This window comes from Streptomyces sp. GbtcB6, assembly GCF_019091475.1.
Classification (GTDB): Bacteria; Actinomycetota; Actinomycetes; order Streptomycetales; family Streptomycetaceae; genus Streptomyces; species Streptomyces hyaluromycini.
In genome coordinates this window covers 37,299-49,265 of record NZ_JAGXJL010000014.1, presented here as the reverse complement: position 1 = coordinate 49,265, position 11,967 = coordinate 37,299, and the positions used below count along the sequence as shown (strand labels likewise).

General features: G+C 70.8%; 13 protein-coding genes. 9 read left to right on the top strand and 4 right to left on the bottom strand.

Features of this window, described 5'->3' with window-relative positions:
• The first annotated feature begins 35 nt into the window (after positions 1 to 35).
• From KVT45_RS23975 to KVT45_RS23960, 4 genes are all read left to right on the top strand, one after another.
• Positions 36 to 1,175 (top strand): 5-(carboxyamino)imidazole ribonucleotide synthase, encoded by a 1,140-nt coding sequence (locus KVT45_RS23975; RefSeq protein WP_089102317.1) that lies wholly within the window; start codon positions 36 to 38, stop codon positions 1,173 to 1,175.
• Positions 1,172 to 1,693 carry a 5-(carboxyamino)imidazole ribonucleotide mutase gene (purE, locus tag KVT45_RS23970; RefSeq protein ID WP_217550699.1) on the top strand — a complete coding sequence of 174 codons (522 nt, stop codon included), beginning with the start codon at positions 1,172 to 1,174 and terminating at the stop codon, positions 1,691 to 1,693. Before KVT45_RS23975 ends, purE begins: the two co-directional genes overlap by 4 nt.
• A 21-nt stretch (positions 1,694 to 1,714) precedes the next feature.
• Positions 1,715 to 2,920, top strand: coding sequence for a dipeptidase (locus KVT45_RS23965; protein ID WP_217550697.1), 1,206 nt, complete (start codon positions 1,715 to 1,717; stop codon positions 2,918 to 2,920).
• Positions 2,921 to 3,118: 198 nt separating this feature from the next.
• Positions 3,119 to 4,216 (top strand): dipeptidase, encoded by a 1,098-nt coding sequence (locus KVT45_RS23960; RefSeq protein WP_217550695.1) that lies wholly within the window; start codon positions 3,119 to 3,121, stop codon positions 4,214 to 4,216.
• Between the two features lie 84 nt (positions 4,217 to 4,300).
• Here the strand turns inward: KVT45_RS23960 and KVT45_RS23955 are convergent, their stop codons facing one another.
• Together KVT45_RS23955 and KVT45_RS23950 are read right to left on the bottom strand one after the other, a co-directional pair.
• Positions 4,301 to 4,690 carry a VOC family protein gene (locus KVT45_RS23955; protein WP_217550693.1) on the bottom strand — a complete coding sequence of 130 codons (390 nt, stop codon included), beginning with the start codon at positions 4,688 to 4,690 and terminating at the stop codon, positions 4,301 to 4,303.
• A 16-nt stretch (positions 4,691 to 4,706) separates the two neighbouring features.
• Positions 4,707 to 5,066: a VOC family protein gene (locus KVT45_RS23950; protein ID WP_217550691.1), complete on the bottom strand. Its 360-nt coding sequence runs from the start codon at positions 5,064 to 5,066 to the stop codon at positions 4,707 to 4,709.
• A gap of 117 nt (positions 5,067 to 5,183) precedes the next feature.
• Between KVT45_RS23950 and KVT45_RS23945 the strand changes: the two genes are divergently transcribed.
• Positions 5,184 to 5,690: a CGNR zinc finger domain-containing protein gene (locus tag KVT45_RS23945; protein ID WP_217550689.1), complete on the top strand. Its 507-nt coding sequence runs from the start codon at positions 5,184 to 5,186 to the stop codon at positions 5,688 to 5,690.
• A 193-nt stretch (positions 5,691 to 5,883) separates the two neighbouring features.
• On the opposite strand, the gene KVT45_RS23940 is transcribed toward KVT45_RS23945, so the two are convergent.
• Entirely contained in the window at positions 5,884 to 7,227 is a 1,344-nt protein-coding gene (locus KVT45_RS23940) for a UDP-glucose/GDP-mannose dehydrogenase family protein (RefSeq protein WP_217550687.1), read from the bottom strand.
• Between the two features lie 177 nt (positions 7,228 to 7,404).
• Here KVT45_RS23940 and KVT45_RS23935 point away from each other — a divergent pair, with 177 nt between their 5' ends.
• From KVT45_RS23935 to KVT45_RS23925, 3 genes are all read left to right on the top strand, one after another.
• Positions 7,405 to 8,562 (top strand): acyl-CoA dehydrogenase, encoded by a 1,158-nt coding sequence (locus KVT45_RS23935; protein WP_302832549.1) that lies wholly within the window; start codon positions 7,405 to 7,407, stop codon positions 8,560 to 8,562.
• Between the two features lie 156 nt (positions 8,563 to 8,718).
• Entirely contained in the window at positions 8,719 to 9,084 is a 366-nt protein-coding gene (locus tag KVT45_RS23930) for a four-helix bundle copper-binding protein (RefSeq protein ID WP_217550685.1), read from the top strand.
• A gap of 71 nt (positions 9,085 to 9,155) precedes the next feature.
• Positions 9,156 to 9,962, top strand: a complete 807-nt coding sequence (locus tag KVT45_RS23925; RefSeq protein WP_217550683.1) for a class I SAM-dependent methyltransferase — start codon at positions 9,156 to 9,158, stop codon at positions 9,960 to 9,962.
• A gap of 8 nt (positions 9,963 to 9,970) precedes the next feature.
• Here the strand turns inward: KVT45_RS23925 and KVT45_RS23920 are convergent, their stop codons facing one another.
• Positions 9,971 to 11,275 (bottom strand): LCP family protein, encoded by a 1,305-nt coding sequence (locus tag KVT45_RS23920; RefSeq protein ID WP_217550681.1) that lies wholly within the window; start codon positions 11,273 to 11,275, stop codon positions 9,971 to 9,973.
• A gap of 119 nt (positions 11,276 to 11,394) precedes the next feature.
• Between KVT45_RS23920 and KVT45_RS23915 the strand changes: the two genes are divergently transcribed.
• Positions 11,395 to 11,943, top strand: coding sequence for an acyl-CoA thioesterase (locus KVT45_RS23915; protein ID WP_089102336.1), 549 nt, complete (start codon positions 11,395 to 11,397; stop codon positions 11,941 to 11,943).
• The last annotated feature ends 24 nt before the right edge of the window (positions 11,944 to 11,967 follow it).

Below are 11,967 nucleotides of genomic sequence, written 5' to 3'. Positions count from 1 at the left end.
ACCAGCCACCCTGGCGCGGCCGATACCCTAGGGGCGTGACGTTCCCGGTAGTCGGCATGGTCGGCGGGGGTCAGCTCGCTCGTATGACACACGAGGCGGGCATCCCGTTGGGCATCAGGTTCAAGCTCCTCAGTGACACTCCTCAGGACTCGGCGGCCCAGGTGGTGAGCGATGTCGTCATCGGCGACTACCGCGACCTGGACACGCTGCGTGCCTTCGCGCAGGGCTGCGATGTGATCACCTTCGATCACGAGCACGTCCCCACCGAGCACCTGCGGGCCCTGGAGGCGGACGGCATCCCCGTGCGCCCCGGTCCCGACGCGCTGGTGCACGCCCAGGACAAGGGCGTGATGCGGGCGAAGCTCGACGCGATCGGCGTGCCGTGCCCGCGGCACCGCATCGTGACCGACGCGGAGGACGTGGTCCGCTTCGCCGCCGAGGGCGACGGCTTCCCGGTCGTCCTCAAGACGGTCCGCGGCGGCTACGACGGCAAGGGCGTGTGGGTCGTGGAGACCGCCGAGGAGGCCACCGACCCCTTCCGGGCCGGCGTGCCCGTCCTCGCCGAGGAGAAGGTCGACTACGTCCGCGAGCTCGCCGCCAACGTCGTACGCTCCCCGCACGGCCAGGCCGTCGCCTACCCGGTGGTCGAGTCCCGGCAGGTGAACGGCGTCTGCGACACGGTCATCGCCCCCGCCCCCGATCTCGACGAGTCCCTCGCCCTGCAGGCCGAGGAGATGGCCCTGCGGATCGCCAAGGAGCTCGGCGTGGTCGGCCACCTGGCCGTCGAGCTGTTCCAGACCCGCGACGGCCGCATCCTCGTCAACGAACTGGCGATGCGCCCGCACAACTCCGGCCACTGGAGCCAGGACGGCGCGATCACCAGCCAGTTCGCCAACCATGTGCGGGCGGTTCTCGACCTGCCCCTGGGCGACCCGCGGCCCCGCGCCAGATGGACGGTCATGGTCAACGTCCTGGGCGGCGACTACCCGGACATGTACTCCGCGTACCTGCACTGCATGGCCCGCGACCCCAAACTGAAGATCCACATGTACGGCAAGGACGTGAAGCCCGGCCGTAAGGTCGGCCACGTCAACACCTACGGCGACGACCTGGACGACGTTCTCGAGCGCGCACGTCACGCTGCCGGCTACCTGAGAGGCACGATCACCGAATGAGCCCCGTTGTTGGCATCGTCATGGGTTCGGACTCCGACTGGCCCGTCATGGAGGCCGCCGCCAAGGCCCTCGACGAGTTCGAGATCGCCTACGAGGTCGACGTCGTCTCCGCGCACCGCATGCCGCGCGAGATGGTGACGTACGGCGAGCAGGCCGCCGAGCGCGGTCTGAAGGTGATCATCGCGGGTGCCGGGGGAGCGGCCCATCTCCCGGGCATGCTCGCCTCCGTGACCCCCCTCCCGGTCATCGGCGTGCCCGTCCCGCTGAAGTACCTGGACGGCATGGACTCCCTGCTCTCCATCGTGCAGATGCCGGCCGGCGTCCCGGTCGCCACGGTCTCGGTCGCCGGTGCCCGCAACGCGGGCCTGCTGGCCGCCCGGATCCTCGCCGCGCACGACGAGGACCTGCTGCAGAAGATGCGCGACTTCCAGCAGGACCTCAACGACCAGGCCACCGACAAGGGCAAGCGGCTGCGTGCCAAGGTCGAGGGGTCGAACGGCTTCGGCTTCGGCAAGTAGGACTCCGGGAAGCAATACGCAATGACCTCTCTCGACGAAGCCCGGTCCCTGCTGCGCGAGTTCCCGGTCGTCGACGGCCACAACGACCTGCCGTACGCACTGCGCGAGCAGGTCCGCTACGACCTCGACGCCCGTGACATCGCCACCCACCAGAACGCGCACCTGCACACCGACATCCCGCGTCTGCGCGAGGGCGGGGTCGGTGCGCAGTACTGGTCGGTGTACGTCCGCTCGGACCTGCCGGGCGCGGTCCCGGCGACCCTCGAACAGATCGACTGTGTACGGCAGTTGATCGCCCGTTACCCGGCCGACCTGCGGGCCGCGCTGACCGCCGCTGACATGGAGGCGGCGCGCGCGGAAGGCCGTATCGCCTCTCTCATGGGTGCGGAGGGCGGCCACTCCATCGACAACTCGCTGGGCACCCTGCGCGGTCTGTACGAGCTGGGCGTGCGCTACATGACGCTCACTCACAACGACAACAACGACTGGGCGGACTCGGCGACCGACGAGCCGAACGTGGGCGGTCTGTCGGCCTTCGGCCGCGAGGTGGTGAGGGAGATGAACCGCCTGGGCATGCTGGTCGACCTCTCCCACGTGGCGGCCACGACCATGCGCGCCGCCCTCGACACCACCACCGCCCCGGTGATCTTCTCCCACTCCTCCTCCCGGGCCGTCTGCGACCACCCCCGCAACATCCCGGACGACGTCCTCGAACGCCTCCCCGGCAACGGCGGCATGGCGATGGTGACGTTCGTGCCGAAGTTCGTGCTCCAGGCGGCGGTCGACTGGACGGCGGCGGCCGACGACAACATGCGCGCCCACGGCTTCCACCACCTCGACACCACCGAGGACGCGATGAAGATCCACCGGGCCTTCGAGGAGAGCCACCCCCGCCCGATCGCCACCACCGCCACGGTCGCCGACCACCTCGACCACATGCGCGAGGTCGCCGGCATCGACCACCTCGGCATCGGCGGCGACTACGACGGCACCGCCTTCACCCCCGACGGCCTCAGCGACGTCTCCGGCTACCCCAACCTCGTCGCCGAGCTGCTGGACCGCGGCTGGTCCAGGCCCGACCTGGCCAAGCTGACCTGGCAGAACGCGGTCCGGGTGCTGGGCGCGGCGGAGGACGTGGCGCGGGACCTCCAGGAGACGCGGGGGCCGTCCAACGCGACCATCTCCGAGCTGGACGGGCAGGACGGGCAGGACGGGCTGGACGGCTGATCGGCGAGGGCGGGGCAGTCGGTGTTGCCGGCTGCCCCGCCCACGTGCATGAAGTACCGGTCCCGCACCGGGTTGAGCGGCGTGGTGGACGCGGCGTACCCCCGAACGCCCCGTCCACCAGGAACCCTCCCGGGCAGGCGTGCGACGGTGGGCTACAGCCCCTTCACGACGTAGGTCACGCGACGTACGGAGCCCTTCATGGCCGACCTCCAGCACGACATCCACCCCACGACCGAGGTCGGCAGGGAGGACTGTCTCCCGGACGATCCGTTCCCGGTGGAGTCCGGCGCCGCGTTCCTGGAGCGGGCCCACGCGCTGCTGGAGGCGCATCCGGTCGCGGACGGCTACAGCGGGCTGTCCCGGGCGCTCTCGCCGCTGCCCTGGTACGACCTGGAGCTGGGCGAGGCGGCCGTGGACACGGACGTGCCCCGGTTGCGCGAGGGGCACGTGGGCGCGCTGTTCTGGTCCTTGCAGGTGCCGGAACGGCAGCGGGGCGAGCGGGCCGTCGGGGCCACCCTGGAGCAGCTGGACCTGGTGCGCAGGGTGGTCGAGACGCACCCGGAGGGGCTCCGGCTGGTGCGCACCGCCGGGCAGGTCATCGACGCCCGCAACTGCGGCCGGGTCGCCGTGGTGCTCGGCCCGGCCTCCGCCGCCGCCCTCGACGACTCCCTCGGCATCCTGCGGGTCCTGCAGTCCCTGGGCCTGCGCGTGCTCTCCCTGGCCGGTGCCGCCTGGGCGGGGGAGGAGGGGCTGACCCGGTTCGGCGAGGAGGTGGTCCGGGAGATGAACCGGCTCGGGGTGCTCGCCGACCTGTCCGGCGCCCCGGAGGCCACGCTCGCCCGAGTGCTCGCGCTCTCCAAGACACCGGTCCTGTGCACCCGCTCCGCCGCCGCGGCCGTACGCCCGCACCCCGCCAACCTCTCCGACGAACTGCTCGCGCGGCTGGGGGAGCAGAAGGGCGTGTGCATGGTGCCGCTGACCGCCGAGCAGACCGGGCCGTCCGTCCCGGACGTCGCCGACCACCTCGACCACGTCCGCGTGGTCGCGGGCCCCGAGTGCGTCGCCCTGTCCGGCACCTACGACTCCGGCTTCGCCCACCCCCGCGACCTCGACGACACCTCGTGCTACCCCCACCTGATCGCCGAGCTGCTCCGACGCGGCTGGTCGGAGACCGAGCTGTCCCTGCTGACCTGGGGCAACGTCCAGCGGGCCCTGCGCAGCGCCGACTTCACCGCCCGAGCGACCCAGCGCCGCAGGGAACCGAACCCACCCCGGCCGGCCGACATCGAGGCCTGACCGGGCGGGGCCTGACCAGACGGGGCCTGCTCGGCCGGGACCTGCTCGGCCGGGGCTCGATCAGCCGATCAGCCGATCAGCCGATCAGTCGATCCGGCAGAGGCAGAACGGATGCCCGGCCGGGTCGGCGAACACCCGGAAGTCCTCCGCCACGGGGTCCTCCTCCCGCCGCAGCAGCCGCGCCCCCAGCGCCAGCACCTTCTTCTCCGCCGCGTCGACGTCCTCCCACGTCGGACCCGCGTCGAAGTCGAGATGGAACTGCTGGGAGTTGTGGTCGGCCCGCGGCCACTCGGGCGGCGTGTACGCCTCCGCCAGCTGGAACCCCAGCCGCAGCCCGTCCGGCAGCCTCAGCACGACCCAGTCGTCCTCCTCGGCCACCAGGGAGCCGCCGATGACGGCGGCGTAGAAGGCGGCCAGCGCGCGCGGGTCCGGACAGTCGATCACCACGTTGCGCAAGCGGGCGACGGACGCCATGGGTCCTCCCTCTCTCTCAGCAGGCACAGAGACAGAAAGGGTGCCCGGCCGGGTCGGCGTACACACGGAAGGTGCGCGACCTGTCCGCCGCGTCCAGGGGCTTCGCGCCCAGCTCCAGCACCCCCTTCTCGGCCGCGTCCAGGTCGTCCACCACCAGGTCCAGGTGGAACTGCTGCGAGTCCTCGGGCGCCGGCCACTTCGGCGCCGCGAATCCCGGCGCCTTCTGGAACGCCAGCGCCTGCCCGCCGGGCACCGCCAGGTCCACCCAGTCCCCGTCCCCCTCGACACTGCCGCCCAGCACCCCGGCGTAGAAACCGGCGAGCGCGGACGGGTCGGGACAGTCCAGGACGACGACACCGAGCTTGGCGAGAGCCATGACTTCCTCCTCGAAGGCGGAGTTACCTGTAAAGCCGGTCAACCAGTAACTTCGGTTACCGCATGCTCCCGCAATGGAGGTAACGTCGCAACCGGATTCGGGAGGTAACTTGCAGAGATGAGTGAGAGATCGCCCGCGCCGGGCGGCCTGGCCCTGGTCGAGGCCCTGGTGAACACGCTGGACCTGGAGTCGGGTGCCGACGCGCTCGACACGGCGGACGGCAGGGCGCGCCTCGGCATCACGGAGGCGGAACTCCCGTCGGCCCGCGTCCTGCGCGAGTCCCTGCGCGCCACCCTCCTCGCCCACGCCGGGTACCCCCCGCACCGCGAGGTCACGCCCCTGGGCGAGCTGCTCGCCCAGGCCCGGCTGTATGTCGCCGTGGACCCCGCCGACGGCTCGGCACGCCTCCTGCCGGGCGACGAGGGCGCACTGGTCTCCCGCATGGCGGCGGCCGTCGCCACCGCCGCGATCGAGGGCACCTGGACCCGCCTCAAGGCCTGCGAGGCCGACACCTGCCACTGGGCGTACTACGACCGCAGCCCGGCCGGCCGCGGCCGCTGGTGCTCGATGCAGGTGTGCGGGGCGCGCGCGAAGATGCGCCGCTACCGGGCCAAGGACCGGTAAGGCACAGCCGGTTCACCGGTCATGCATGTGCCGCGTGGTGCAGAATGCAACAAGACACCGGTTCGGCCGACTGAGCCTCGGCCGAACCGGTGTCGTCTGATTGGTCTTGAACGGATGCTGGCAGCGCCCCGCACTGGAGCGCCCCCTTAGGGGCGCGGGGAACTGCGCGACCAGCCCCCACCCACCCGCAGCTTCACGCGGTCGGACGCCCCATGGCGCGATACGTCCACCCGGCCCGCCGCCAGATCTCAGGATCCAGCGCGTTACGTCCGTCGAGCAGCACCCGAGCCGCGGCCACCTCTCCCAGCGCCGCCGCATCCAGCTCCCTGAACTCCCGCCACTCGGTGAGGTGCAGCACCACATCGGCCCCCCGCACACACTCCTCGGCGCTGACGGCGTAGCCGAGTGTCGGGAACAGCCGCCGCGCGTTGTCCATCCCCTTCGGGTCGTACACCGTCACCTGACCGCCCTGCAGCTGGATCTGCCCGGCGACGTTCAGCGCCGGCGAGTCGCGCACGTCGTCGGAGTCCGGCTTGAACGTCGCACCGAGCACCGCGACCCGCTTGCCGAGGAAGGACCCGCCGCCCAGCGCCTCCCGGGCCATCTCGACCATCTGCCCCCGGCGCCGCATGTTGATGGAGTCGATCTCGCGCAGGAAGGTCAGCGCCTGGTCGGCGCCCAGCTCACCCGCGCGGGCCATGAAGGCACGGATGTCCTTGGGCAGGCAGCCGCCGCCGAACCCGATCCCGGCGCGCAGGAACTTCCTCCCGATCCGGTCGTCGTACCCGATCGCCTCGGCGAGCTTGGCGACGTCACCGCCCGCGGCCTCGCACACCTCGGCCATGGCGTTGATGAAGGAGATCTTGGTCGCGAGGAAGGAGTTCGCGGACGTCTTCACCAGCTCGGCGGTCGGGAAGTCGGTCACCACGAACGGCGTGCCCTCGCCGACCGGCGTCGCGTACACCTCGCGCAGCAGCTTCTCGGCCCGCTCGCTGCGCACGCCCACCACGAGCCGGTCGGGGTGCAGCGTGTCCTGGACGGCGAAGCCCTCGCGCAGGAACTCCGGGTTCCAGGCGAGCTCGGCATCCGCGCCGGCGGGCGCGTTCTCCGTGAGGTAGGCGGCCAGCCGCTCCGCCGAACCGACCGGCACCGTCGACTTGCCGACGACGAGCGCCGGTCCGGTGAGATGCGGGGCCAGCGACGCGATCGCGGAGTCGACGTACGACATGTCGCAGGCGTACTCGCCATGCTTCTGCGGGGTGTTCACGCAGACGAAGTGGACATCGCCGAAGGCGCCGACCTCGGCCCAGTCGGTGGTGAAGCGCAGCCGCCCGGAGGAGCCCTCGAAGCCGGCCACGTGCCGGCGCAGCAGCTCGTCGAGACCCGGCTCGTACATCGGGGTCTCGCCGCGCTCCAGCATCGCGATCTTCTCGGGTACGACGTCCAGCCCGAGCACCTCGAAGCCCAGCTCGGCCATGGCCGCGGCATGGGTGGCGCCGAGATAGCCGGTGCCGATCACAGTGATCTTGAGGCTCATGAATGCTCCAGCTCGGGGACGTCGGTACGGGCTGCGGCCCGAGCATAACCGGGCCGTGTTCCGGGCAACTTTCCCGCTGTCGCCAAGCTCACGTGACCTATCCGTGGGCCGCGTTCTAAACTTTGAGTTACTTAACAGTAATTAGCGTCAGCACCACTGCGTCTGGAGTGAGAGACCTTGGCCGGATCGGCTGACTTCGACCTGTACCGCCCGTCCGAGGAGCACGACATGCTCCGTGACGTCGTCCGCGCGCTGGTCGAGGCGAAGATCGCCCCGTACGCCGCCGCGGTCGACGAGGAGGCCCGCTTCCCGCAGGAGGCGCTCGACGCCCTGGTCGCCAACGACCTGCACGCCGTGCACGTGCCCGAGGAGTACGGCGGGGCCGGCGCCGACGCGCTCGCCACGGTCATCGTGATCGAGGAGGTGGCCCGCGCCTGCGTCTCCTCCTCCCTCATCCCGGCCGTGAACAAGCTGGGCTCGCTCCCGGTGATCATCTCCGGCGGCGAGGACCTGAAGAAGAAGTACCTGACCCCGCTCGCCAAGGGCGACGCGATGTTCTCGTACTGCCTCTCCGAGCCGGACGCCGGTTCCGACGCCGGTGGCATGAAGACGAAGGCGGTCCGTGATGGCGACCACTACGTCCTCAACGGCGTGAAGCGCTGGATCACCAACGCGGGCGTCTCCGACTACTACACGGTGATGGCCGTGACGGACCCGGAGAAGCGCACCAAGGGCATCTCCGCCTTCGTCGTCGAGAAGGCCGACGAGGGCGTCTCCTTCGGCGCCCCGGAGAAGAAGCTCGGCATCAAGGGTTCGCCGACCCGCGAGGTCTACTTGGACAACGTCCGCATCCCCGCCGACCGCATGATCGGCGCGGAGGGCACCGGCTTCGCCACCGCGATGAAGACCCTGGACCACACCCGGATCACCATCGCCGCCCAGGCCCTCGGGGTCGCCCAGGGCGCCCTCGACTACGCCAAGGGCTATGTCCAGGAGCGCAAGCAGTTCGGCAAGCCGATCGGTGACTTCCAGGGCATCCAGTTCATGCTCGCCGATATGGCCATGAAGATCGCCGCCGCCCGCGCCCTCACCTACCAGGCCGCGGCCGCCTCCGAGCGCGGCGACGCCGACCTCACCTTCCAGGGCGCGGCGGCGAAGTGCTTCGCCTCCGACGTCGCCATGGAGGTCACCACGGACGCCGTCCAGCTCCTCGGCGGCTACGGCTACACCCGTGACTACCCCGTCGAGCGCATGATGCGCGACGCGAAGATCACCCAGATCTACGAGGGCACGAACCAGGTCCAGCGGATCGTCATGGCCCGCAACCTGCCGTAACCGCACCGGCTGTCCGGCGAGAAGGCGCCCCTCGGGGCGCCTTCTCCGTCTCTGGCGCCGAATGGCACTACCGAATGGCACTACCGGACGGTCGGGCTTAGGACGGGAACCAGACGGGGAACGCCCCCGGACCCCGCACCCCACCCTGGAGGAGCCATGACCCAGACCGGACCCATGACGGCCATGTCCAAGCAGATGCAGGAGTGCGTCAACATGTGCATGGCCACCCACACCATGTGCGAGGAGACCATGAGCTCCTGCATGTCGATGGAGGGCGGCCAGGCCCACATGCGCATCATGCGCGCGCTGATGGACTGCTCCGAGGCCACCCGTATGTCCGCCGACATGATGATGCGGCGTTCGCCGCTCTCGCCCGAGATGTGTGCGATGTGCGCCAAGGCCTGTGACATGTGCGCCGAGGCGTGTATGTCCATGCCGGACGACCCGCAGATGAAGCGCTGCGCGGAGGCGTGTCGCCGCTGCGCCGAGATGTGCCGCTCGATGGCGGCCATGCCCATGTGACGGCCTGACCGGCACCCCGGCCGAGGGCACCCGCCGGGTGCCCTCGATCGGCACTACGGCAGGCTTGCCCCATGACCGCCGACACTTTCGACACCACCGAACGGGCCATGTGGGCAGGTCGGGCCGCGGCCTACGCCGACAGCTTCGCCCGCCTGTGTGCCCACCCCGTGGAACCCCTCCTGGACGCGGCCGCCGTGACCGGGGGGACCCGGCTCCTCGACGTCGGCACCGGAACGGGCACGGCGGCCCTGGCGGCCCGGGAACGCGGCGCCCTGGTGACCGCGGTGGACGCGGACGCCGGGATGGTGGCCGCGGCCCGCGGGCGCGGAGTCGACGCCCGTATCGCCGTCCTCCCCGAACTCCCCTTCCCCGACGCCGGGTTCGACGCCGTCGTCGGCAACTTCGTGCTCAACCACCTGGGCCGCCCCCGGGCCGCCCTCGCCGAACTCCGCCGCGTGCTGCGCCCCGGCGGCAGACTCGCCGTGACGACCTGGGGCGCGCGGCGCGGCGCCGGTCAGGACCTGCTCGGAGAGGCGTGTGCGGCGGGCGGCGCCGTACCGCCCCCGCATCTGCCCCGGCTCGACCCGGCGGAGGACTTCACGCGTACGGCTCAAGGACTGGCGGGACTGCTGGCCGAGGCCGGGTTCGGCGGTGCGCAGGCCACGGAACTGGAGTGGGACCACCGGGCCGGGCTCGACGAGTGGTGGGGCGGGGCCGCCGGCGGGGTGGCCACCATCGGGCTCGTGGTGACCTCGCAGGACGCGGAGACGGTCGGGCGGATCAGGCGGGAGTACGAGCGGCTCGCCGCCGGATACGCCGACGGGGAAGGGCGGCTCGCCCTTCCCCATGTGGCGTTGCTTGCTGTCGGGACGGCCTAGCCGACGGCTCAGTTGCCGGAGACGGTGACCTTCTCGTCGTTCTTCAACTCGTCGACCAGGGTCTTCACCTTCGCCTTGTCCCAGACGAGGTTGCCGCCCGTGGAGCCGGAGATCGGCATGTTCATCGAGACGCCGTCGCCGCCGTTGACGTCCTTCATCGCGAAGAACATCGACGCCAGGTCCCACAGGCTCATGTCCTTGTCGACGGTGAGGGAGTCGAGGCCCGCGCCGAGGGTGGGGTAGAGCTTGAAGGGGTTCAGGACCGTCGACGGGGTGGCCACCTGGTGGGCCAGGGCGGCCAGGAACTTCTGCTGGTTCTTGGTGCGCTGGAGGTCGGACGTGGCGAAGGCGTGCCGGGTACGGACGAAGGCCAGGGCCTCCTCGCCGTTCAGGGTCTGCTTGCCCGCCTTGAAGTTCGCGCCCGAGTAGCTGTCCTTGAAGCCCTTGTCGATGGTGATCGTGACACCGCCGACCGCGTCCACGATGTCCGCGAAGCCGGCGAAGCCGATCTCCACGTAGTGGTCGATGTGCAGACCGGTGTTGTACTCGACCGTGCGGACGAGGAGGGTCGGGCCGTCCTCGGCGTAGGCCGCGTTCAGCTTCGTGTGGCGGCCGGTGCCCTGGTAGACCTTGCCGGACGTGGACCCCTGGTAGGAGGGGATCTCCACGTCCGAGTCACGGGGGAGCGAGACCAGCGTGTCGCCGTTGTCGCCGACGTGCAGGATCATCATCGAGTCCGTGCGCTGGCCCTCGGCCGACCCCGTGTGCAGCTTCTTCTTCTCCGCGGCCGACATGCCCTTGCGGCTGTCGGAGCCGACGATCAGGTAGTTGGTGCCCTTGCCCGCAGCGGGCCGGTCGATCACCTTGGACAGGTCGACGTCCCGGTGCAGCTTGGAGTCGGCCCAGAAGTAGGTCGAGACGGATGTGACGATCAGCACGCTCAGGACGACGATCGCGGTCCACTTGATCCGCTTGCGCCAGTTGGGAGCCGGCCGCGGCCCGCGCTCGGGCGTGCCGTCGGGACCGCCGCCGCCGGGGCCGCCGCCGTAGACCTGGCCGGTGTTGTAGCCGCTGTCGTAGCCGTCGTACCCGCCGCCGCCGTTGTCCCCGTACCCGCCGCCGTACGACGGCTGCTGCGGGACCCCGGCGTATCCGCCGCCGCCCTGCTGCGGGGAGCCGTACGGCGGTGCCGACGGCTCGCCGCGCCGTACCTGGCGCATCACGCGGGCGCCCTCAGGCTGCGCGCTTGCGCTACCGCGTCCGTACTGGTTGCCGCGGTTGTCGTTCGACCGTCCCTCGGGCCATTCGTTCATGGGCCCCAGTGTGCAGGCAGCGGCCATGTCTCTTACAAGGGTCGTCGGAAAATCAGGGCACCCCTGTTGCGAAGCCGACACAAATTCCGCGATTGTCGCTTCCGCATAAGGTGGGGGCCATGACAGACCAGGCCCCCGAGGCGGAATCCGATATACCCGGCAAGCCGACGTCCGCGTCCCGGACCACGCTGAGCCACATCATGACCCACAGCGACACCAACCTCCTCGGGACGGTGCACGGCGGTGTGATCATGAAGCTCGTGGACGACGCGGCGGGCGCGGTCGCCGGCCGCCACTCGGGCGGTCCCGCCGTCACCGCGTCCATGGACGAGATGGCGTTCCTGGAGCCGGTCCGCGTCGGCGACCTGGTCCACGTCAAGGCCCAGGTCAACTGGACCGGCCGGACGTCGATGGAGGTGGGGGTGCGGGTCCTCGCCGAGCGCTGGAACGAGTCGACTCCCGCCACCCAGGTCGGCTCGGCCTACCTCGTCTTCGCGGCGGTGGACGCCGACGGCAAGCCGCGCCGGGTGCCGCCGGTCCTACCGGAGACCGACAGGGACCGCCGCCGCTACCAGGAGGCCCAGATCAGGCGCACGCACCGCCTGGCACGGCGCCGGGACATCAGGGAGCTGCGCGAGCGCAGGGTGGCGGAGGGCTACGCCGACTAGGACGGTGCCGCACCGTCGTGGCTG